The sequence below is a fragment of the Agrobacterium vacciniicorymbosi genome (genome assembly GCF_040427045.1).
GTDB lineage: Bacteria > Pseudomonadota > Alphaproteobacteria > Rhizobiales > Rhizobiaceae > Agrobacterium.
The window spans coordinates 102,669-125,642 of sequence record NZ_JBETMF010000006.1; the positions used below are offsets into that span (position 1 = coordinate 102,669).

The window sequence follows — 22,974 nt, forward strand, 5'->3', positions numbered from 1 at the left end:
CCGCTCAGGCGGCCTTGACCTTTGCCTTGCGCACCAGATGCGTGACCACATTTTCGATCATCCGCATACCGGCATCGCCACCCAGCGTCATGATGGATTCCGGGTGGAATTGCACCGCGGCGACGGGCTCCTTGCTGTGCTCGATACCCATGATCGTGCCGTCTTCGCTTTCCGCCGTGATGATGAATTCGCGGGGAAGCGTGGCCGGATCGGCGAAGATGGAGTGGTAACGACCGACCGTGACTTCCTTGCCGAGACCGGAGAAGACGAGGCCGGGTTCCAGCACGCGGATGCGCGATGGTTTGCCATGCATCGGAATGGCCAGTTGGCGAAGCTCGCCGCCATAGGCTTCCGCCAGCGCCTGTAGGCCAAGGCAGACGCCAAAAATGGGCAGATCACGCGAGCGGGCGGCCTTGATCGTTGCCTTGCAATCGAAGTCGCTGGGGTTGCCGGGGCCGGGAGACAGAACGACGAGGTCCGGCTGGAAGCGGTCGAATATCTCGGCGGCCACCGGCGAACGCACGGTGGACACGGTCGCACCCGTCTGACGGAAATAGTTGGCCAGCGTGTGCACGAAGCTGTCTTCATGGTCCACCAGCAGGATTTTGACGCCGGTTCCAACCTTTGCCGTATCACGCTTGGTAGCGGCGGAGTTTTGGGACTTTGCATCGCGAATAGCAGAAATCATGGCGGATGCCTTCAGCTCTGTTTCGGCTTCTTCTTCCTGCGGGTTGGAATCGTTGAGCAGGGTTGCTCCCGCCCGCACTTCGGCAATACCATCCTTGATGCGAATGGTGCGTAGCGTCAGACCCGTATTCATATCGCCGTTGAAGCCGACCATACCGATGGCACCGCCATACCATGCGCGCGGGCTCTTCTCATGGCCTTCGATGAAGCGCATGGCCCACAGCTTCGGCGCACCTGTCACCGTCACGGCCCATGCGTGGGACAGGAACCCGTCAAACGCATCCATATCGTCGCGCAAACGGCCTTCGATATGGTCCACCGTGTGAATGAGACGCGAATACATTTCGATCTGTCGGCGGCCGATGACCTTGACCGAGCCGGGTTCGCAAACGCGGCTCTTGTCGTTGCGATCCACATCCGAACACATGGTCAGTTCGGACTCGTCCTTCTTGGAATTCAGCAGCTTGAGGATTTGCTCGCTATCGGCAATCGGGTCATCGCCACGCTTGATGGTGCCTGATATCGGGCAGGTCTCGATACGGCGACCGGAGACGCGCACGAACATTTCCGGCGAGGCACCCACCAGATATTCCTGATGGCCAAGATTGATGAAGAAGGAATAGGGCGACGGGTTTATGGCCTTCAGCCGGCGCGAAATGGCCGATGGGTTGCTGTCGCAACGCTCCATGAATTTCTGGCCGGGCACCACTTCGAACAGATCGCCACGGCGGAAGCTTTCCTTGGCCTTGGTCACCAGCTCCGAATATTCGCCGGGGTGGTGGTCGCCGCGCGGCGGAATGGTATCGGTCGTCTTGAAGGGCTCCGGCGCAATCTCTTCCGCCTTGCCATGGGTCGTCACGCCGTCCTTTTCGAAATCGTAGCGGTCGATCCACGCCTTTGCGGAGTAATGGTCCACCACCAGAATTTCATCCGGCAGGAAGAGAACCATGTCGCGCTGATCTTCGGGGCGCTGAAGCGAGAGCTTGATGGCATCGAACTGGAAGGCCAGATCATATCCGAAAGCACCGAACAGACCGATGGCCGCATCGGCGCTGGAATAGAACAGATCGACGATGGCGCGCAGGGCCGTAAACACCGTCGGTATTTTTGAGCGTTCTTCCTCGGTAAAGACCCGGTCAGGCTCGTTGACGATGAGGTCCAGGCGACGGGCGGTGCTTTCGCCCAGCGTCAAATCCGGCGTGGCTTTCAGCTTTTCGGCAATGAAGGACAGCAGCACTTCGCCACGGCCATTGTAGGCTTCGATCCACATGGTGCGGCCAAAACAGGAAATGCCAAGCGGTGGATCGATGATGGCCGTGTCCCAACGGGTGTAGCGACCGGGATATTCGTAATTGGACGAGAAGACCGCGCCACGGCGCTCGTCCAGCCCTTCGACATAGCTGTCGATGGCGCTGGCATAATCGGCGGCACGGCGCTGGCGCGACACTTTGATGCCGCCCTTGGTCTCGTAAATTTCCGCCCCGTCATCCTGAATGATCGTTACCATTTCTTCGCACTTCCCGTTTTTGCCTGATAACTTCTGCCCGATGACAGGCGGCATAATAACAAAAAAGCCGCCTGAGATTTCGGGCGGCTTGGACTTAGTCTAAGGACATGGGTGCTCAAGGCCGCGTAAAGCTGCCCCACCACCAGATAACAATGTTCTTAGCCATGTTGTTCATGACGCAAATTGTTAGCTCCAACAGCGCGGGATGGCAAGCGGATTTGCATGGAGGTTTGAACCGAAAGCGGGCTGAGACGTTCTGGCTCTGCCGCAACAGGGGAGCAACCGGTCTCATGCTTCAACGTCTTATCATCCTCGCAGCCAGCACGCTGCTGATCGCCGCCGCCCAACCGCCACAGGATGTTCCCGTTCCCCAGCCCAAACCGCAGCAGGAGGATGCCGCGCCTACACCTGCGCCTGAGGAAAAGAAAAAGGACGAGCAACCGACCCAGCCCCCCGCTGAAAACACCGTGCCCAAGCCGGAGGAAAAGCCGGAACCGGCCACAAAGCCGGATGAGCCGAAGAAAGAAGAAGAAAAGAAACCCGAGGAGCCGCCACGGGAGCCCGTGAAGGCGGAAAACCCGGAAGAGCTGAAAGCCTGCCTTACAGAGCTGAAGAAACTGGGCGCAGAGTTCAAAGAACTCCCACCAATCCCGGGCGAGGAAGAAGGCTGCGGCATCGCCTCACCTCTCGAACTCACCACCGTCATTCCCGGCATCAAGCTGGAGCCGGAGGGCACGATGCGCTGTGAAGCAGCTCTTGCGCTGGCGCACTGGGCCAAGAATGTGGTCGTGCCGACCGCCAAAATCGCCCTGCCCGACAAAAACGTCACCGCCTTCGGCAACGCCTCAACCTATGTCTGCCGCAACCGCAACAGCGCCGAAACCGGCAAGATTTCCGAACACGCGAAAGGCAGCGCAGTCGATATCGCCACACTCACCTTCGACAAGGGCGAACCACTGGTCATGAAGCCGCGCACCGAAGACGGCACCATGGAAGGCGCTTTCCAACGCACGATCACCACCGCCGCCTGCCTCTTCTTCCGCACAGTCCTCTCCCCCGGCAGCGACGCCACCCACCAGGACCATCTGCATCTGGATGTGCTGGAGAGGAAGGGTGGGTATTTGTATTGTCGGTGACATGCGAAAAGGCGGAGCTTGCGCCCCGCTTTTTTTGTCATTCCAGTTCGTGGATCAAAACTTCTGGGTGAGAGAAATTTTGAAGGTACGGCCGGGTTCGGAGTAGAATGCGACAGGCTGGTTTGCCGTATTCGACGCGCCAACACTTAGGTCACGCAAGGCGACGGCATTATAGTAGGTTTTGTCAAATATGTTATAGATGCCAGCTTGAATGCGAAGCCCTTTCACCTGCTCCGGCTCCCACCATCCAGTGAGGTTGAAGATACCGTAACCGGGAGCATCGAAGGCATCGTAATTGCTATTCGATCTCGCATCGTAAACACTTCCGTTTTTCCGCATTCCCGCAGAAAGAATGGTGGTTAAATCCAGACCCCACTGCTCTTGGTCATAGCCTACACCGAGGATGGATTTAAACGGCGCAACAGAGCGCAGGAATTCGCCTGTCTTTTTATCTTTGCCATAAGCGTAGGCGATGGAACCGTGCAAGAAGAAACCATTAGCGAAATTCTGACGAGCTTTAACTTCAGCGCCGGAAATCTCAACCTTTTCGCGGTTGTGCCAAGTCCAGTAACCGTTTGGATAACCCGCAACAGTGTCACGGCTTACATCAATGTAATTGTCATATACATTGTGAAAAAGCGTTAGCTTTCCAGACAGATCTTTACTTTCGTAATTTGCACCTATCTCAAAGCCATTTCCCGTTTCTGGCTTCAAATTTGGATTACCTATATTGGCGTAGCCTTGTGTAGGATTGCTAAAATCAATGTAAAGTTCACTAATCGTCGGCGGGCGATACGACATAGACCATTGGCCGAACAACTCAACTTCGGGTGTCAACTGATAAGTAGCAAGAAGCTTTGGGGATAAACGGAATCCATCCTGTCCTTCAGGCAGACCAAATGTGCCAAAACCAGTATTACGACTAAATTCGGCGGAGGGCTTGGGATCGTAATCATACCAATCAAAACGAATACCTGGCGTCAATGCAAAGCCACTTTGACCGAACCCGATACGGTCATCTACATATAACCCAACACGTCGACCATCAACATTCGGCATATCGGAGTAATTGATTGTCCCGCCAGCGGGAACGCCTGAGAGTAGCTGCTCAGTTTTCGAAATTTGCACGGCGCCGCCGAACCGCACTTGGTGACTAAACGTACCGACATCGAATGCCGAAAGCGCGTCACCGGTGATGCCAAATGAGCGTTCTTCCTGTTCATTGTCACGCGAATAAGCGGTTGCTGGAGTGTTTCGCGTGCCGTACGAACCGACATTTTTTTGCAATCTCTGCCAATAGGCACTGATATTTGCTGAATCTATGATGGAGTCGGTCGATATTGCTTCATAGCTATAATCCAGCGAAACGCGGTCGCGTCGGGTATCATCAAATCCCCAGTAATTACCCGGTGTGTAAGGTGTAGGTGCTGCAGTGCCTTGGAGCGTCTTCAAATCAGTTGTGTTATCGAGGTTGAAACGCTCCGCCGTCATACCAATACGATGACCACCTTCCAAATCTTGGCGAACTTTAAACAGAACATTGTACTGCTTGTAGTCAGATGGATTGGCATCAGTCCGATTTATACCGAGGATATTGGCTGTACCTTGGTTGTCTCGCTCGTTTCCCTTTTTATAAGCACCCTGAAAGAGCACAGACGTGTTTTCAATTTTCTTAGCGATGGCGATTGAGCCCCCAGCTCCCCTGTCCTCGCCGTCATACGTTGTTTTCGCGACCCCACCCCAGTCTTTTCCATCCTCAATAAGGTCCTCTGGCTCCAATGTACGCAAGACAAGTGCGCCACCGAGAGCACCAGCACCAATGCGACTGGAGTCCGCTCCACGAACGACATTTACTGTCGAAAGCGACGAGAAATCATAGCTATTTGCACTGTCGCCCATGCTTGTTGTAGGGGAGGATGTTCCCGAACGAGCAAAGTTATCGAAATACGGGACTGGAATACCGTCAATAAGTGTGACAATCCTTGGACCTCCAAGGCCGCGAATAAACAATCCGCCTGGACGTCCAGGTTTTGTTTGAGAGTAATCTACGCCAGGCTCAGTTTTACCAAGATCACTGATACCATTGATTTCCTTCTTTAGGATGTCTTCCGCTGTCGTGGTGCTTGCTAGCGGCGTATCTGCTGCTGCATTTGCGGCACTGTTACCAGCTTTTACCCGTTTGCCCTTGACCGTAATCGTTTCAAGCAAAGTTGTCCCACTGGATTGCGCCGCTGCGTCCTGCGCGTATGCCACTGAATTCGCTGTAAGAAGCGTCATTGCCGTGCAGACAAGCAAAGCGGATTTGGAACGCCCAATAGTCATCATTACCCCCTGAATTCGAGCGCACGAAAGCGGGCGGCAACTTGCGTTGCCGTCGCGATATGGCTCGATAACTGCCCTGAATTTTTACGGTCCCACCGTGAGCCGAGAATTAAGAAACATGAGTTTCTCTGTCAACTAATAAAACATGATTCTATCATTCATATTTTGCAGTGACCCCATATGTTGCTGAAATGTGACAGGCCGAATTCGGCCCAAATGCTGCATTGCAACAACATAGTCATCGTCACATAGAACGACCGCTCTCGCGCGGGTTACGGGCTGACGAAAATCGTATTTTTCTAATCTATTAATTCGCAGGGAAAAGGTCGGGCCAAGCACTTGAAGCATCAGGCTGCACCGACTAGATCAACCCCGAAACGTTAAAAAATCGCGGCCATATTGATCCGGAAAACGCCATGAAATCCCTTGAGTTGCTCGTAGAGAGAATCATCCTGTCCAGCCGTTGGCTTCTGGTGGTGTTTTATCTTGGTCTTGTTGCGGCACTGGCGGTTTATGCATTGTCCTTCGGGTTCAAATTCTTGAAAATCGCCGAAAACGTCTTCGTTTATACAGATGCTGAGATGATTTTGGCCATGTTGGCACTGATCGATGCCGCACTGGTGGCGAGTTTGATCGTTATGGTTATGATTTCCGGTTACGAGAATTTCGTTAGCCGGTTCGATGAGGGAGAGGACAAGGTTTCGTTTTTGGGCAAGCTCGATTCCGGCAGCCTTAAGATCAAGGTGGCGTCGTCCATTGTCGCCATCTCGTCCATTCACCTGCTGCAAATCTTCCTTAATGCCAGCCAATACAGCGATAGCCAGCTGATGTGGTTCACCATTATCCATCTGGCCTTCGTCGTTTCTGCCGTCATGCTGGGCTTTCTGGAGAAGCTGATGGCAAAGCCGAAGGCTGCGGCGGATACCTCCGATATCTAAGGCTGATTCCATCGCGGTATCGGCAAAATTGCCTGCCGCGCATGCCCAAGTAAAAAACTGTCCAAAAGTCGCGGTGACGGGTTACCTTCACAAGCATTTGAATTAAAACAGTTAAAGCCAAAGTTATAAAACAGGAACCACGCCTGAAATTAAAAGTGGATTTTCAAGACAATTCGTATATTTGTTACCGTTAACATATCAACGTTTCTCGAACGAAAACGCTCATGATCACACTCGAACGGCAGTCGCTACTGAGTAAGGACATTTCGGCAGCAGAAAGCCGTCCTCGGTGGCTGCATGTGTTGCAGGGCGTTGCGAAAGAGTTTGGCTACGCGCATGTCAGCCTGATGCGGCTTCCTCGGCCAGAGGAAGACCTTTTGTCATCCACGCTGGTGGAAACGACATTGCCGATCCGCTTCATTCGCGAATTCGACCAGATGCGCCTGATGCGCCATTGTCCCCTTCTGCCGAAGTTCGAACATTCGCTGATGCCGCAACGGTGGTCTTTGAAAGAACTCGATGCGGAACAGACTGGCATGGACTCCATCGTCACCGTGCTAAAACAGTTCGGCATTCACAACGGGCTGCTCATTCCCACCAACTCGCTGAATGGCGACAGGCATGTGATGCGGTTCGATGGTCATTGCGATCATCCATCCCAGGTTATACTCAACGAACTCGGCATGATCGCCCTACACGCTTTCGATGTCTATGAGCGCATGCGCCGGGCGGAGATGGTCACGCCACGGGCGCTGACCAAGCGCGAACTCGAAGTCATTCGCTGGACATCGCAGGGCAAGACATCCGCAGAGATCGGCCAGATTCTGTCGCTCTCGGACCACACGATCAATGCCTATCTGAACAATGCGATCCGCAAGCTCGATTGCGTCAACCGCACACAGCTGGTGGCCAAGTCCATTCGTCTGAAGCTGATCAGCTGACGCTTCGCTCAACGAAGCGCCAGCCGAGGCAAGATTACCGATCCAGCACGGATCGCAGTTCGACAAGGTTCGAGCGAACTCTCAGCACATAAAAGCCCATTGTCGCCAGATGCGATGGCATGATCCATCCGCTCTCATCACCATTGGAGATAACGAAGGGCTGGATGCGAAGTGCTGCGCGTGTCTGCAACAGCGTGTCGTTCCATAGGCTGGTCAGGTTACGCTCGCGAATGACCTGCGAGAAATCCGCACCGGCGGCAGAGAGAATGCCGTAGTAGCCATAGAGCTGGCCATAAGCGAACCAGAAACGGTCGTCGGCACGCGTATCGAACCAGCCGCCATTGTAGTTTTCCGAGCGCTCACGAAGAATGGCCGAGGTGCCGCCGATGTCGTTGGCGATACGATCGACAAACTGAATGAGGTTGTCGGCGCGGCCATCGAAAACGGAGTTGCACTGCGACAGGCTGGTGTTGAACTTGCGCAGGCTTTCAGCCGCTGAACGATAATAGCTGGGGCTTGGGGTTTTGGGGCCAAATGGGTTCAGGCCGAAATACCAGGAATATTCGTCGAACTGCAGATTGCCACGGGCGCTTTGCAAGTTGTTATCGACACCGGACGTGCCACGAACGCGACCGAGCGAATCGACCAGCTCCACGGAGGTGCGGCGCACGGCCTGATTGACGCCACGCTGGAAGGACGCCTTGTTATCCAGAAACGGCGTATTGTCCCAATCCATGCCGAACAGCCCAAGCCGGTAGAGCAGCATGGACGATATCCAGGCGTTCTGGTCGACATTGAAATCGATCAGGCCAGCGGCAACATCGACAATGGCTGAGCTCTGACAGCTTTTGGCAGCGGCAACGGCGGGCGTGGCCTGCGTGGATGTCGCTGCCGGTGTCTGCGCTGGCAGTTCCTGGCCTGCACCCAAGGTGCGCTCTGAGAATTTGTAAGTGTTGACGTAGTCAGGATTGAAATTTGTCCAGACCTGCGTTTGCCAAACGAAATAGCCATAAAGCCCGACGAGGAAGACCAACGCTGCCGCAATGGGTATCTTGATGACGCCGTTGCGGTTTCCATACCAACCGTGGGCGGCGCGGAAGGGCCAGAGCAGCCATGCGATCACGAGAGAGGCACCTCTTCCAAGCGCTGCGAAAATGCGCTTGAAAAACGCGATTACCGGATCGAGCATCGTTCAACTCTCCTGAGCGCATCGGCCTGAAAATCCTGAGAGATTTTCGAAAAGCACGATGCCTGACTTCACCAAGCCGGAGCGGCTATTGCGTATCCAAACGACACGCGACGCTCCAGTGCGACCAACATTGCCACCCGAGATGCGGGATCGGCTGTCACTCACATATGGTGCCGTGTTGCGCGATACAACGGAGGGGGTGATGTTTTTCCCGCAGGGGTTTCGTCAGACACCGTTTGCAGCAGGTCGCTCGCCGCGCCGCAGAAGCGCCTCATCGACTCGTTTCTTGCGTTTTTCGATGTCCTGCATGGTCACGGCACCCTGCGTATGCAGCAGCAGCAATTCCCGGAATGCGCTGAGTGGCAACGGTGTTTCTTCACCGTGAGCAATGGCTCGACGCGGCTCGGCCTCGGCCAGAAGTGGCTCCAGCGAGCCGAAAACCGCATCGTAAAGCTGAAGGCAGCGTTCAGCCTCGATGTTCAGCGCATTGAGCAGCAGGGTGTGGAGCGAAATCTCGTCATTCAGCAGGTCGATGAGATCGCCAAAGAGAATGGCCTGACGGTCGAGAATGTCATGTTGCTGCCCCAGCTTTTTGCGCTCCGCCAACACGACATCGCGCTGCGTGGTTGCTTCCGCCTCATCCGCCTTCAACTGGCTCAGTCGGCTCTCATCGCTCGCATCGGTAATCTTCCGCTGCAAGGTAGCAAGCGAAGCAGCGAGTGCCCTATCACGCTGGCGGGCGTCATCCATGGATGACACTACCTTGCGGCGCGCTTCCATGCTGGCCTCCAGCTTCGGCTCGCAGGCGGACACCAAGGGGGCGGCATTATCCTTGCGGGTCTGAAGTACAGCGTGAACGGCGGCGGCTTCCAGCAGAATGACTTTCAGCCGCTCCGCGATTGCCAGCTTCTTCAGGCGAACGGCTTTGAATGAACCTGCAGCGCGCCGTGTGAAAAATGCGGTGATCTTCTCGCGGCGCGTGACCTCATCCACCCTATCGAAATCCGCATAAGCGGCGTCGGTTCGTGCTGCAAAGCCTTTGATCAATGTCAGAAGCTCAGCCTCGAGTGAGGTCTTAGCGCTTCGAAGCTCTGCCAGTTGCGCGGTTTCCGTCTCAAAAGCCGCTTCTGACGCGGTATCGGGCAGCACGGCAATGGATGCGGCAAGCTGCGAAGACAGCTCCTGCACCTTTTGCGCATCGGCTTTCGCCGTTTCGATTTGACTGTCAAAAGACGGCAATCGTGCCATGAAGGATTGTCTCCCGAATCGCTGATCGGCAAAAAGGCCGCTCATATAAATATGCGCAGCCTTTTCTCAATGCGGGAGTGGAAAAACAGGCGCTTTTAAAGATTGAGCTTGGCGATCTCGGCGTCCAGCTTGTCACGCGCCTTTTTCGGCAGCTTGCCGGTTTTCACCGCTTCTAGATTGGCGGGTGCCTCACCCACCACGACCAGCGCCACCATGCCCATGCCGACATGCGGGGTGCATTTGAAGACATAGGCGCCCTCTTTTTCCACGGTCACCTTCAAAGGCTCATTCATCTTGCCTTTGTATTCTTCCACGCCATCGGGAATGAGGCCTTTGACGGCAGCGGCATCATGACCCTTGTCCACCGGTACGAAGGTTATGACATCGCCCACATTGGCTTTGACCGCCGCAGGCTCAAACACCATGGCCTGCCCGTCCGAGCCCTTGTTCAGCATCTTGATTTCGATGTCTGCGGCCAGCGCCGGGAAGGTGAAGAAGCCGGCCACGGCAGCGCCGGTCAAAAGGCGAAGGACGTTATTGTTCATCATGAGACTTACTCCTGAGCGAAACCGCAATGGCGGTCTTTCCGCATCAGGTCCTACAGCGTCAGGCCGCTGGCTTCTTTGACCAAAATCAAATGTGCCAAGCTGTCGCAGACAGCGGCAGAAGCAGCCGTTGCCCCTTATTGACCTTTGATGGTTTCCATCCAATGGCGACGGCAGTAGGAGACGTATTTTTCATTTCCGCCGACATCGATTTGCGCGCCTTCCGTGACGACCTTTCCGTCATGATCGAAACGCGCCACCATGGAGGCCTTGCGCCCGCAGTGGCAGATGGTGCGGATTTCCCGCAACTCGTCGGCAATGGCCAGAAGCTCCTTGGACGCGGGAAACAGCTTGCCCTGAAAATCGGTGCGCAGGCCATAGGTCATGACGGGAATACCAAGCGTGTCGGCAATGCTGGCCAGTTGCCAGACGTGATGCTCCGACAGGAAGTTGGCCTCATCGATAAAGACGCAGGCGACCGGCTCTTCGCCGTGTAGGCGCTGTACTTCGGAGAAAATGTCGGTCGCGTCGTCAAACACCAGCGCATCCGAGGACAGGCCGATGCGCGAGGCCACCTTGCCGACACCGGCACGATTATCGAAGGCTGCGGTAAAAATCAGGGTGCGCATGCCGCGTTCCTGATAGTTATAGGACGCCTGCAGCAGCATGGTGGATTTGCCAGCATTCATTGTCGAATAATTGAAATAGAGCTTGGCCATCATGTCCTCCGGGTCGTGTGTTGCAGGCCTTTTGCAGGCTTGACCGTGCCAAGGGCAAGAGCGAGATGGCAAAAACCACAGCTTTCACGACCGGCGCATTTTGAGTGCACCGCACAATTTTCTGCTTAGTGTCGCAAACTGCACCGCAATCCACGCAAATGCACATGAGTTGATTGTGCGGCGAAGATATTGATAATGGTTAGGGAACTTAAAAAAACAGGGAGTAAGCAATGCTTGCAAAAAATCACCGCTGTCTGGCCCTTGCCGCAGCAGTTTCTGCAATGGCACTCTTCACCACTGCCGCTTCTGCCGCAGAACCCGCCAGCTGCGGAACGGTCCGCTTCTCGGATGTCGGCTGGACCGATATCACAGCCACCACGGCAACCGCTTCCGTCATTCTCAAAAGCCTCGGCTACCAGACGGACGTCAAAATTCTCTCCGTTCCGGTGACCTACACCTCCCTGAAAAACAAGGATATCGACGTTTTCCTCGGCAACTGGATGCCGACCATGGAAGGCGATATCAAAGCCTACCGCGACGATAAATCCGTGGAAACGGTGCGCGAGAACCTGACCGGCGCGAAATATACGCTGGCCACCAACAGCAAGGGTGCCGAACTCGGCATCAAGGATTTCAAGGACATCGCAGCCCATAGCGATAAGCTGGGCGGCAAGATTTACGGCATCGAGCCCGGCAATGACGGCAACCGCCTCATTCTGGGCATGGTGGACAAGGACACGTTCGGCCTCAAGAGCTTCGAAGTGGTCGAATCTTCCGAACAGGGCATGCTGGCACAGGTGGCCCGCGCCGAAAAATCCGGTGATCCCATCGTCTTCCTCGGCTGGGAACCCCACCCGATGAACTCCAACTTCAAGCTGACCTATCTGACCGGCGGCGATGACGTCTTTGGCCCGAACCTTGGCGGCGCGACGATCTACACCAATGTCCGCGCCGGTTATTTGCAGGAATGCGCCAATGTCGGCACCTTCCTGAAAAACCTGCAGTTCACTCTGCCCATGGAAAATGAAATCATGGGCAAAATCCTCAATGACGGCATGGAAGGCGAAGCTGCGGCAACGGACTGGCTGAAGGCCAACCCATCCGTCATCGAGCCATGGCTTGCAGGCGTAAAGACCAAGGACGGCAGCGAAGACGCTCTCGCCGCTGCCAAGAAGAATATTGGTCTCTAGCCGTCGCATTTCAGTGCATTGAACCCGTCTTCCGGCCCAAACGCGGTCGGAAGACGATCACGACTCCGTTCACGAAAGGTTTGCTCTTACCGTGGAATGGCTCAGCGCTTCTCAAAATCGTTTGCCGATCGGTCGATATGCCAAGGAGGCAGTCGATTGGTTGACCGGAAATCTTTCTTTTTTCTTTGATTGGTTATCCTTCATTTTCGAAAGCGTCATCGACGCTTTTCTCTATGTTCTACAGGCACCCCATCCGCTCATCATCGTTGCCATCCTGACTGCGCTTTCCGCATGGATGCGCCGCTCCATCGGCATGCCGCTGTTCACAGCACTCGGATTGCTGCTCATCATCAATCTGGGATACTGGAAAGCGACCACCGAAACGCTGGCGCTGGTCATTGCCGCCAGTGCCGTTTGCATGATCGTCGGCGTTCCGCTCGGCATTCTGGCGGCACGGCGCAAATGGGTCTATGCCTTCATGCGCCCCGCGCTCGACCTCATGCAGACCATCCCGACATTCGTCTATCTCATTCCAGCGCTTGTGCTTTTCGGGCTTGGAATGGTGCCGGGACTGATTGCAACGGTCATCTTCGCCCTACCCGCGCCAATCCGCCTGACGCGGCTGGGCATTATTTCCACCCCGCCTGCGCTGGTGGAAGCCGCCGTTGCCTTTGGCGCAACACCCGGTCAGGTGCTGCGTAAGGTGGAACTTCCTTTCGCCACACCGCAGATCATGGCGGGGTTGACCCAGACCATCATGCTGTCGCTGTCGATGGTCGTCATTTCCGCACTGGTCGGTGCCAATGGCCTTGGCGTGCCTGTTGTGCGTGCGCTCAACACCGTCAATATCGCCATGGGCTTCGAGGCCGGGCTTTGCATCGTGATTGTCGCGATCATACTCGACCGTCTGTTCCGCCTGCCCGGTTCGGAGGATGAGGCATGAGTGACGCGATCATATTTGAAAATGTCGATATCATCTTCGGCGACAACCCCTCTCAGGCCCTGCCGCTGCTGGATGCGGGCAGAACCAGAGCCGAGATAAACAAGCAGACCGGCCTTGTGCTGGGTGTGGCCAATGCTTCGCTGACAGTGAAAGAAGGCGAAATCCTCGTTCTGATGGGCCTGTCCGGCTCGGGCAAATCCACGCTTCTGCGCGCGGTCAACCGTCTTGCACCCGTTGTGCGCGGCAATGTCAGCGTCAAGACGTCATCGGGTTATATCGACCCGTACAAGACATCGACCAAGGCGCTGCGGGATTTGCGCACCCACACGGTGTCCATGGTCTTCCAGCAGTTTGGATTGCTGCCATGGCGCAATGTGGCCGACAATGTCGGTTTCGGTCTGGAACTATCCGGCATGCGGGAAGCCGAGCGCAAGAAACGCGTGGCGGAACAGCTGGAACTCGTCAATCTGTCGGATTGGGCCACCCGCAAGGTGGGCGAACTCTCCGGCGGCATGCAGCAGCGTGTGGGTCTGGCCCGCGCCTTTGCAACCGGCGCACCCATTCTGTTGATGGACGAGCCCTTCTCAGCACTGGACCCACTGATCCGCAGCCGCCTTCAGGATGAGTTGCTGGAGTTCCAAAGCCGGTTAAAGAAGACCATCCTGTTCGTCAGCCATGATCTGGACGAAGCGTTCCGCATCGGCAACCGCATTGCCATGATGGATGGCGGCCACATCATCCAGTGCGGCACACCGCAGGAAATCGTCAAAGCCCCGTCCAACCAGTATGTCGCGGACTTCGTGCAAAACATGAACCCGATTTCCATGCTGACGGCGGCCGACGTAATGCAGCCGGGCGTAACCGCGCAGAATGCCGGTCTTTCCGTATCCGGTACGGCGCGACCAACCGCTCCGCTGGTCGATATTCTCGACGCCATGGCAAAGCAGCCCGGCGCCATCGGCATCGTGGATAATGGTGCGGTTGTAGGCACCGTGTCTGCGGACGATATCGTTCGCGGACTGACGCGGCACAGAAGACGATAAGTCTCATCTGCGGCGTTGCCCGGCAGCGCCGCAGATCGATCCGTCAGCCTCGGCCTCGGTCCTAAAAATAGCAATCGACCACAACGAAAAATTGTCCGCGAGCGCTCGAAGTCGACAGAATCTGTCAGACTGCATTCCAACTTGCTAATTGCCGAAGTGCGAAATTTAGGAGCTTGGACGGAAAAAGTGAAAATAATTCACGGACATAATCATTTTAGCAAAAAGAAAATGAATTACCTTCATTTCCACACAACCGGGAATATTCGTTTACGGAAATTCGAGACGAACTCTAAAGAAAGAACATTCGACTATTTTTGTGCACACACACACGGAAACACACGAATTTCATACATTGCTAATAAAGAGTAGGCTGTACCTTAGATTTAGGTATATACAACGATCTTACCGAATTGATACACTTAGGCCATATAACATTTAGTTTTGCGATTGAGACAGTCCGGGGCGGGCTTCACTCAGGAGAAGTGAGAATATGAATACAGAATCTCTTTCAGAACAGTCCAACGCAGCCGCAGGGCTTCTTTCCGCAATGGCAAACCCAAAGCGGTTGATGATCCTTTGCAGTCTCGTTGAAGGTGAAGTGCCAGTTGGCGTTCTCGCAACGCAGGTCGGCCTCAGCCAGTCCGCTCTCTCCCAGCACCTGTCCAAACTGCGTGCACAGCGACTGGTCAAGACACGCCGCGACGCGCAGACAATCTACTATTCCAGCACCTCGGAATCGGTCAAAAAAATCCTGGCGACGCTGGAAGCGATTTATTGCGCTCCCGCAACCGCCAACGCTGAAAAGACCGCTGCTTAAGCAGCAACATGACATCAAGGATCGGAAGTTTCATTAAAGCTTCCGACGCCCGTTGAAATCTGTTGAGCGCCATGAGTTCCATCGAACGCGTGGCGCTTTTTGCTGCCGTCATTCGGCGGGTAGCATCTGCGCCTTGAGATTGGTGGCAGCCCTCGCATAACCACCCTCCCCGCCATCAACGAAGTGCATGTGATCCTTGGACAGCGGTGACGGTACGATGCAGGTGACGAGCGCTGTGTCCTGCTCATGCAGGCCATAATAGCAGATGCCTTCGCGGGCAGCGCCTTCCAGCCGGGACTTGATCCGTTTCAGACGCTCAGGGTCGACATCAATGGTCATTTTCAGCCCGTCATCGAATTTACGGAAATCCGTGTTGCTGGCGACCGAGCGCTTGTATTGCACCGGATCGAACCGCCCCACCGGCTTTCGCAAGCCGTAGAGCACCGCAATCAGCGCGGTTTGAAACAGCACCCACGCCGCCTTTCGCAATTGCGAAATCCTGTCACGGTAGGCGGAAAGCGCGCGCGCTTCGAGCACCAGCCCCTCGCGGATGAAGCCAAGCGGTGGCCCATCGACGGGAATCGGATGCCCGCCGCGCCCGTCCTCACTGGCAAGTGCCACGATCTCCGAGACGATCTCGCGAAAGGCCAGCGCATCGCCCGCCGGGCCGGGCAAGGCGATGATCGAAACCACTTTGCCGTGGGTCGTCTCGATCGGGTTCCAGCGGCAGGACAGCCCGGTCAGATCGGGGCGTTCACCACGGCCAGCGGCTTCGACCAGATAGAGCCCCTGCTTCATCTGCTCATCGGCCCAGTGGTTGCCACCACCGGAAAACATGGCGTAAGACACGTCGTCGCTGGCTTGAAACCGCGCCACGCGCACATCCAGCCCATTTTCGCGAATGGCGGAAAGCGGCACGATGGCTGCCCGCAGCTTCAGACCAATGTCGTCGGCCACCCAGCTTTGTACCTTCGACAAAGCCTCCCGCGCCGCCTCGACCTGCGACGGTGGAATGGCAACGGCTGCACCATCGCCGCCAAAGATGAAGGGCAGATCGTGGCGACCCAGCGCGTTGAGAATGCCGGAAATGACACCGGCCCCGGCCATGTTGACGGCCTTGTATCGCCCGGCATCGATGGCGCCGGTGGAATCGATGATGTCAGCCAGGGCCAGCGCCCAGCCATCCGGCAGGGCACGATAGAGAGTCGGGTCCGCAACATCCTCAAAATGCAGGAAGACCGGCAGTTCTTTCAGAAATTCGTCGTCAGTCGATGTCATGACGGCACTATCCTCCTCAACACGACGAAAAGCCAGATGCCATATGGATTGACGGTGAGTTGAGGCCTTTGCGCCCGCCCTCACAGAGGATTTACGCCATTCCACCCGTTTTGGATCAAACATGGCTTGCGGAATCGCGTCTGGCGGGTATGACGGGAACAGGATGTCGGAAATCAAATATGAAACGACACCTCGTCGTCCGGAGGAACGGTTGATCTGCGCCGCATCGAGCGCCCGGCCTCCCGCCGAAATACCGGGGACGACCCAACCCAAGGAGAGACTGCAATGAAATTCAAGATTTTATCGGGCCTGACGCTCGCCGCTTCCGTTGCTTTCGCACCGCTGGCCCATGCAGAGATCGTCATCGGCCTCATCGCGCCGCTGACAGGTCCGGTTGCCGCCTATGGCGATCAGGTGAAGAACGGCGCACAGACTGCTGTTGACGTCATCAACAAGAATGGCGGCATTCTGGGCGAGCAGGTCGTTCTGAAGCTGGCGGATGATGGTGGCGAGCCCAAGCAGGGCGTTTCCGCCGCAAACCAGCTGGTTGCCGAAGGCATTCGTTTCGTGGTCGGTCCCGTCACCTCGGGCGTTGCCATTCCCGCTTCCGACGTTTTCGCTGAAAACGGCATCCTGATGGTCACCCCAACGGCGACCGCACCTGACCTGACGAACCGCGAACTGTGGAACGTGCTGCGCACCTGCGGTCGTGACGACCAGCAGGCAGAAGTGGCTGCCAAGCTGGTTCTGGCGCAGCTCAAGGACCGCCGCATCGCGGTCATCCACGACAAGGGTGCCTATGGCAAAGGCCTGGCAGATTCCTTCAAGAAGACGCTCAACGATGGCGGCGTGACCGAAGTGTTCTACGATGCCCTGACGCCGGGTGAAAAAGATTTGAGCGCGCTGACGACCCGTCTGAAGTCGGAAAATGTCGATGTCGTCTATTTCGGCGGCTACCACCCCGAAGCCGGCCTGCTGGTTCGCCAGTTGAAAGACGCCGGTGCCAAGGCAACCGTCATCGGCGGCGACGGCCTGTCCAACTCCGAATTCTGGAGCATTGGCGGCAATGCAGCAGCGGGCACCATCTTCACCAACGCTGCCGACGCCACCAAGAGCGCCGACTCCAAAGCCGCAGCAGACGCATTGAAGGCCGCCAACATTCCGGCAGAAGCCTTCACGCTGAACGCCTATGCAGCCGTTGAAGTGCTGAAAGCCGGTATCGAAAAGGCTGGCAGCGCAGAAGACTCCGAAGCCGTTGCCAAGGCCCTCAAGTCCGGCGAGCCGGTTGCAACCGCCATTGGCAAGCTGACCTACGGCAAAACCGGCGATCTGACATCGCAGGCATTCGCACTTTACAAGTGGGAAGACGGCAAGATCGTTTCTGCCGAGTAATCCACGACGGATAGAATTGAGATGACCGGGTGCGACCTTCGCGCCCGGTTTTATTTTTACAAGCTGGACAAGCCCTCCGCTGGTCTGGCTTACTCTGCCGCAACGGCAGAATCGCAATGAGGTGAAGCATGGTATCGGCACTCGAGCGCAGGATCGACCAGGGAACGGGCCGCGAGAAGGCCGACATCGTGCTGAAGGGCGGTCGCTTTTTCGACCTCGTCACGGGCGAACTTGTCGCATCCGACATCGCCATCTGCGGCGATACCATCATCGGGACCTGCGAGAGCTACGAGGGCGTCGAGGTCATCGACATCACCGGCAAGATCGTCGTTCCCGGTTTCATCGATACGCATCTGCACATCGAATCCTCGCTGGTCACACCGCATGAATTCGACCGCTGCGTTCTGCCCTATGGCGTAACGACCGCGATCTGCGATCCGCATGAGATTGCCAACGTGCTGGGCGCGGAAGGCATTCAGTTCTTTCTGGATTCCTCGCTGGAAACCATCATGGACATTCGCGTGCAGCTGTCCTCCTGCGTGCCCGCCACACATCTGGAAACATCCGGTGCCGATCTGCCGATCGAAAAGCTGCTGCCGTTTCGCGATCATCCCAAGGTCATCGGCCTTGCCGAGTTCATGAATTTCCCTGGCGTCATCCATAAAGACCCGATCTGCATGGCCAAGCTCGAAGCATTTCAGGGCCAGCATATCGATGGCCACGCGCCGCTGCTGTCCGGAACGGCGCTCAATGGCTATCTGTCCGCTGGCATTCGCACTGAGCATGAATGCACGACCGCCAAGGAAGCGCTGGAGAAAATCCGCAAGGGCATGCACATTCTGGTGCGCGAAGGCTCTGTGTCCAAAGACCTGCACTCCCTGATGCCGATCATTACCGAGCGTCTGTCGCCCTATCTCGCGCTCTGCACCGATGACCGCAACCCGCTGGATATCGCCGAACAGGGGCATCTCGACTACATGATCCGCACGGCCATCGCCAATGGCGTCGAGCCGCTGGCCATCTACCGCGCCGCCTCCATTTCGGCTGCCAAGGCCTTCGGGCTGCGGGACCGTGGCCTTGTCGCCCCCGGCTGGCGGGCCGATCTTGCCGTGATCGACACTTTGCAGAACTGCAAGGCCAGCATGGTGTTTTCCGGCGGGCGCAGGGTCACAGACGATCTGTTCGCCACCCGCAAACCCGTTGCACCCGTTGGTCTCGACAGCGTCAAGGCGCGTCCCGTTCAGGCGTCGCATTTCGGTGTTCCCGTTACCGAAGGCGAAACACCTGTCATCGGTGTCATGCCCGGCAAGATCATCACCGAACATCGGCGTTACACACTTCCCTCAGATGGCAACCAGACGAGCGTCGATCTGAACAACGACATCATCAAAGTCGCCGTCATCGAGCGTCACGGCAAGAACGGCAACCACGCTAACGGCTTCGTGCAGGGCTTTGGCCTGAAGAAAGGTGCGATTGCCTCCACCGTTGGGCATGACAGCCACAATATCTGCGTTGTCGGCGTCAGCGAAGACGACATGGCCCAGGCCGCAAACCGGCTCGGCGATATCAAAGGCGGTTTCGTGGTCGTGGAAGACGGCAAGGTGACGGGGGAAATCGCCCTGCCAGTCGCAGGCCTGATGAGCCTTGAGCCCTATGAGACCGTGCGCGATACGCTGCATGATCTACGCAAGGCAGCCTATGCGCTGGGGACCACGCTGGAAGAACCCTTCCTGCAGGTGGCTTTCCTGCCGTTGCCGGTCATCCCGCATCTGAAGATATCAGACATGGGCATGGTGGATGTGGACCGTTTTGCGCTGATCAGCTCGACCCAGGAGTCATTCTAAGTGACATTCCAAATATAAAAACATACTCATATTAAATTAAGATAGTTACGTTAAACAACTAGTTCTGGGAGACGCAGTGTCACTGCCGGAGCATCTTGTGGTCGTAACGAGGATTGATAAGTCGCAATTGAAGGTTGGCATGTTTGTCGAGGCACTCGAAGGCGCCTGGCAGGACAACCCAAAACTCGGCAGGCGTTTTACGGTCAGATCCGGCCAGGAAATCGACATCATCCTCAACAGCAATATCAGCGCTGTCTTCATTAACACCGCCCTTGGCCGTGATATTTCCAGCTCCTATCATCCGTCCGGCTGTCGCAACATCACCACGGCAACCAAGCAGGATAAATTCGAAACGGCCCGGAAAATCCACGGCCACGCTGCGGAAGCCCGCTCGCTAATCGAAGATGTCTGCCTGGGTCGCACCATTACGGTTGAAGCCTTTACGCCGCTGGTCAGCGATGTGGCACGCACCATGGAGGAAAACCCTTCCCTCTACATCGGCATGTCCCGCTTGCGGTTTCGTGATAGCGCGACCTTCGTCCATTCGCTTGCCGTTGCTGCCCTGTTGCTGCACTTCGGGCGGTCCATGCATATGGATGACGAAACCATCGAGCATCTCTGCATGGCCGGTATCCTGCACGATATCGGCAAGTTGACTATTCCCAAGCAGGTGCTGCAAAAACAGGGCCCTTTGAATGCGGCGGAACGCAAGCTCGTCGAGCAGCACCCCGAACGGGGGTACGAGTTGCTGTCTTCACACTTGAGCATGCCCAAACTGGTTCTCGATATCTGCCGCTCCCACCACGAGAGGCTGGACGGCAAGGGATATCCCGACAGGCTGGGCGCCGAGCAGATCAGCGTCGAAGTACGGATGAGCACCATCTGCGACGTCTTCGACGCCCTGACCTCCACCCGACCCTACAAAAAGGGCTGGTCGTCACAACAGGCGCTGAGCTGGATGATGTGCCGCGAAGACCAGTTCGACAAAACCCTGCTCTGGCAATTCATTCTCAGCTTAGACCCTGAGATGACGAAGGGGATTTTGTAAGCTTGCGTCGGAAGTAGACGACCCTTTCGGTTTCTTCAAACCCAAGAGCCTCGTGCATGATGTGCGAATTGCGATTTTCGACACCTGCATCAGAAGCAAGTTCCTCCACACCTTTGCTCTGCGACCAAGCCACCACCCGTTCGAACAATGCGCGCGCGATGCCCATTCTGCGATGCGCTTCATCGACGAAAATACCCTCCAGAAAAGCCACGGGGGATGTATTGCATCCATTGACGTAATCGTAACGCAGGCAGACCTCAGCGAAACCGATTGCGCCCCCCACTTCCGAATAAACAATGAAAGCAGCTTGCTTCTCTGGCGACGAAAGAAACTGATTCAGTTCCGCCCGGTGTCCAGAGAATGACGTTTGCGGCCACAGGAGGAAGCGTAGTCTTTCCCAATCATCCAGCGACGTTTCGTCTGCCTGAACAATAAGGACCTCGCTCCTCACGCAAGCTTCCCGCAGAACACATCCAGCGCATCCAGCTTTACCGTACCGGCATCGAACAGCGGCGCGAAGCCCGGCATGCTCAGCACTTCATTGACCTTCAAATCCTTGGGGATCAGAAACTCCACCGGTTCTCGCGTCAGGTTGAAGACGAAGAGCAGGGTTTCGGTGCCCTTGTGGCGGGTGAAGGCCAGTAAATCCTGCTGGGTGTCCAGAAACACCATGTCGCCATCACGCAGGGCTGCGTGGTTGCGGCGGAAGGCCAGCACAGCCTTGTAATGGTTCAGCACCGAGTCCGGCTTGCGCTCCTGCCCGTCTGCCGCCAGCATGGCGTGGGCGTAAGGCACCGGCAGCCAGGGCTTTTCGGCGGTGGTGAAGCCTGCATTGGGGTTGCCGGTTTCCCACACCATCGGCGTGCGGCATCCATCGCGGCCCTTGAAGGCAGGCCAGAAGCGGATGCCGTATGGATCGCGCAAATCCTCAAAGGCCAGTTCCGCCTCTGTCAGCGCCAGTTCCTCGCCCTGATACAGGCAGATGGAGCCGCGAAGCGTGGCCAGCACGCTGAAAGCAAGCTTGGCGACGCGCGTCTGTTCTTCACTGTTCTCGGCAAAGCGGCTGAGATGACGCACCACATCATGGTTGGAGAAGGCCCAGCAGACCCAGCCATCCGTAACGGCTTTCTGAAACCCGGCCACCGCACCGCGAATATGGCCTGCGGAAAAATCCCCGCCCAGAAGGTCGAAGGTGTAGCACATGTTGAGCTTGTCACCATCTGCCGTATAGGCGGCGACGGTTTTCAGCGATCGGGCGCCATCGCCCACCTCGCCCACCGTCATGCGGCCCTGATATTCATCCAGCAGCCCGCGAAAGCGCTGGAGGAAGGCAATGTTTTCCACCTGCGTCTTGTCGTGAATGTGGCTCTGCATGCCGTAGGGATTGACGTCAGGCGCATCCAGACCCGCGTCGTCGCTGTCTGGCTCATGCGGCGGGTTATCGCGCAGCAGCTTGTCGTGGAAGTAGTAGTTCACGGTATCGAGGCGGAAACCATCGACGCCACGTTCAAGCCAGAAGCGCACCGTTTCCAGCAGCGCATCCTGAACCTCGGTGTTGTGGAAATTCAAATCCGGCTGGGAAGCGAGGAAATTGTGCATGTAATATTGCTTGCGCACGCCATCCCATTCCCAGGCAGGCCCGCCGAAGACGGAGAGCCAGTTGGTCGGTGCGGTACCGTCCGGCTTCGGGTCTGCCCAGACATACCAGTCTGCCTTGGAGTTGGTGTGGCTGGCGCGGCTGTCCTTGAACCATGGGTGCTGATCCGAGGTATGGGAAATAACCTGATCGATGATGATCTTCAGCCCCAGCCGGTGCGCTTCGGCAATCAGCGCATCGAAATCCGCCAGCGTGCCGAACAGCGGATCGACATTGCAATAATCGGACACATCATAACCCATATCCGCCATGGGCGAGGTGAAGAAAGGCGAAAGCCAGATGCCATCGACGCCGAGCGAGGAAATATAGGGCAAGCGTTTCGTGATGCCGGGCAGATCGCCGTAACCATCACCGGTCGTATCCTGAAACGAGCGCGGATAGACCTGATAGATTACCGCTCCCCTCCACCAGTCTCCATGTTCTACGACGTTCGGGGTGGAGGCGTTGGGGTCCGACATGGGCAATCTCCAGTGATTTTGTGCAGAGCATATAAAGCCCATCTCAATTCGTAAACGGCAATCACGTTCCAT

The 22,974-nt window shown here is 56.3% G+C and carries 19 protein-coding genes; 10 read left to right on the forward strand and 9 right to left on the reverse strand.

Annotated features, from left to right (window positions below):
- Positions 1-4 precede the first annotated feature (4 nt).
- On the reverse strand, positions 5-2,194 hold the full coding sequence (locus ABUK73_RS11300) for an anthranilate synthase (protein ID WP_353577365.1): 2,190 nt from the start codon (positions 2,192-2,194) through the stop codon (positions 5-7).
- Between the two features lie 290 nt (positions 2,195-2,484).
- On the opposite strand from ABUK73_RS11300, the gene ABUK73_RS11305 reads away from it, so the two are divergent.
- A complete protein-coding gene (locus ABUK73_RS11305) occupies positions 2,485-3,330 on the forward strand; it encodes an extensin-like domain-containing protein (protein ID WP_353577366.1) in 846 nt (281 codons plus the stop codon).
- Between the two features lie 54 nt (positions 3,331-3,384).
- Here the strand turns inward: ABUK73_RS11305 and ABUK73_RS11310 are convergent, their stop codons facing one another.
- Positions 3,385-5,652 carry a TonB-dependent hemoglobin/transferrin/lactoferrin family receptor gene (locus ABUK73_RS11310; RefSeq protein ID WP_353577367.1) on the reverse strand — a complete coding sequence of 756 codons (2,268 nt, stop codon included), beginning with the start codon at positions 5,650-5,652 and terminating at the stop codon, positions 3,385-3,387.
- Between the two features lie 416 nt (positions 5,653-6,068).
- Here ABUK73_RS11310 and ABUK73_RS11315 point away from each other — a divergent pair, with 416 nt between their 5' ends.
- Both ABUK73_RS11315 and ABUK73_RS11320 read left to right on the forward strand, forming a co-directional pair.
- Positions 6,069-6,590 carry a TIGR00645 family protein gene (locus tag ABUK73_RS11315; RefSeq protein WP_113088485.1) on the forward strand — a complete coding sequence of 174 codons (522 nt, stop codon included), beginning with the start codon at positions 6,069-6,071 and terminating at the stop codon, positions 6,588-6,590.
- Positions 6,591-6,814: 224 nt separating this feature from the next.
- Positions 6,815-7,531, forward strand: coding sequence for a helix-turn-helix transcriptional regulator (locus ABUK73_RS11320; RefSeq protein WP_113088484.1), 717 nt, complete (start codon positions 6,815-6,817; stop codon positions 7,529-7,531).
- 34 nt (positions 7,532-7,565) lie between these two features.
- On the opposite strand, the gene ABUK73_RS11325 is transcribed toward ABUK73_RS11320, so the two are convergent.
- The 4 genes from ABUK73_RS11325 to ABUK73_RS11340 all read right to left on the reverse strand — a co-directional run bounded on the left by ABUK73_RS11325 (position 7,566) and on the right by ABUK73_RS11340 (position 11,232).
- On the reverse strand, positions 7,566-8,720 hold the full coding sequence (locus ABUK73_RS11325; RefSeq protein WP_353577368.1) for a DUF2333 family protein: 1,155 nt from the start codon (positions 8,718-8,720) through the stop codon (positions 7,566-7,568).
- Positions 8,721-8,945: 225 nt separating this feature from the next.
- Positions 8,946-9,968, reverse strand: coding sequence for a hypothetical protein (locus ABUK73_RS11330; RefSeq protein ID WP_353577369.1), 1,023 nt, complete (start codon positions 9,966-9,968; stop codon positions 8,946-8,948).
- A gap of 95 nt (positions 9,969-10,063) precedes the next feature.
- Positions 10,064-10,513 (reverse strand): pseudoazurin, encoded by a 450-nt coding sequence (locus tag ABUK73_RS11335; RefSeq protein ID WP_353577524.1) that lies wholly within the window; start codon positions 10,511-10,513, stop codon positions 10,064-10,066.
- 137 nt (positions 10,514-10,650) lie between these two features.
- The gene (locus ABUK73_RS11340) at positions 10,651-11,232 is read right to left on the reverse strand and encodes a thymidine kinase (protein ID WP_113088481.1); all 582 of its coding nucleotides are present in this window, start codon (positions 11,230-11,232) and stop codon (positions 10,651-10,653) included.
- Positions 11,233-11,462: 230 nt separating this feature from the next.
- On the opposite strand from ABUK73_RS11340, the gene ABUK73_RS11345 reads away from it, so the two are divergent.
- From ABUK73_RS11345 to ABUK73_RS11360, 4 genes are all read left to right on the forward strand, one after another.
- A complete protein-coding gene (locus ABUK73_RS11345; protein ID WP_454892358.1) occupies positions 11,463-12,422 on the forward strand; it encodes a choline ABC transporter substrate-binding protein in 960 nt (319 codons plus the stop codon).
- Positions 12,423-12,513: 91 nt separating this feature from the next.
- Positions 12,514-13,365, forward strand: coding sequence for a choline ABC transporter permease subunit (choW, locus tag ABUK73_RS11350; RefSeq protein ID WP_353577370.1), 852 nt, complete (start codon positions 12,514-12,516; stop codon positions 13,363-13,365).
- Positions 13,362-14,408, forward strand: coding sequence for a choline ABC transporter ATP-binding protein (gene choV, locus ABUK73_RS11355; RefSeq protein WP_113088478.1), 1,047 nt, complete (start codon positions 13,362-13,364; stop codon positions 14,406-14,408). The genes choW and choV overlap by 4 nt, the downstream gene beginning before the upstream one ends.
- Before the next feature lie 490 nt (positions 14,409-14,898).
- On the forward strand, positions 14,899-15,225 hold the full coding sequence (locus ABUK73_RS11360; RefSeq protein WP_113088477.1) for an ArsR/SmtB family transcription factor: 327 nt from the start codon (positions 14,899-14,901) through the stop codon (positions 15,223-15,225).
- A gap of 108 nt (positions 15,226-15,333) precedes the next feature.
- Here the strand turns inward: ABUK73_RS11360 and ABUK73_RS11365 are convergent, their stop codons facing one another.
- Complete coding sequence (locus ABUK73_RS11365; protein ID WP_353577371.1) at positions 15,334-16,503, reverse strand: DUF3095 domain-containing protein; 1,170 nt, start codon at positions 16,501-16,503, stop codon at positions 15,334-15,336.
- Positions 16,504-16,788: 285 nt separating this feature from the next.
- Here ABUK73_RS11365 and ABUK73_RS11370 point away from each other — a divergent pair, with 285 nt between their 5' ends.
- From ABUK73_RS11370 to ABUK73_RS11380, 3 genes are all read left to right on the forward strand, one after another.
- Positions 16,789-17,895, forward strand: a complete 1,107-nt coding sequence (locus ABUK73_RS11370; protein ID WP_353577372.1) for a branched-chain amino acid ABC transporter substrate-binding protein — start codon at positions 16,789-16,791, stop codon at positions 17,893-17,895.
- Between the two features lie 128 nt (positions 17,896-18,023).
- Positions 18,024-19,739 carry an adenine deaminase gene (gene ade, locus ABUK73_RS11375; RefSeq protein ID WP_353577373.1) on the forward strand — a complete coding sequence of 572 codons (1,716 nt, stop codon included), beginning with the start codon at positions 18,024-18,026 and terminating at the stop codon, positions 19,737-19,739.
- A gap of 97 nt (positions 19,740-19,836) precedes the next feature.
- Positions 19,837-20,787 carry an HD-GYP domain-containing protein gene (locus ABUK73_RS11380; RefSeq protein WP_353577526.1) on the forward strand — a complete coding sequence of 317 codons (951 nt, stop codon included), beginning with the start codon at positions 19,837-19,839 and terminating at the stop codon, positions 20,785-20,787.
- On the opposite strand, the gene aac(6') is transcribed toward ABUK73_RS11380, so the two are convergent.
- Both aac(6') and bglA read right to left on the reverse strand, forming a co-directional pair.
- Positions 20,750-21,238 (reverse strand): aminoglycoside 6'-N-acetyltransferase, encoded by a 489-nt coding sequence (aac(6'), locus tag ABUK73_RS11385; RefSeq protein ID WP_353577374.1) that lies wholly within the window; start codon positions 21,236-21,238, stop codon positions 20,750-20,752. The two genes, ABUK73_RS11380 and aac(6'), sit on opposite strands and share 38 nt — an antisense overlap.
- On the reverse strand, positions 21,235-22,902 hold the full coding sequence (gene bglA, locus ABUK73_RS11390) for a beta-galactosidase BglA (protein ID WP_353577375.1): 1,668 nt from the start codon (positions 22,900-22,902) through the stop codon (positions 21,235-21,237). Before bglA ends, aac(6') begins: the two co-directional genes overlap by 4 nt.
- Positions 22,903-22,974 lie beyond the last annotated feature (72 nt).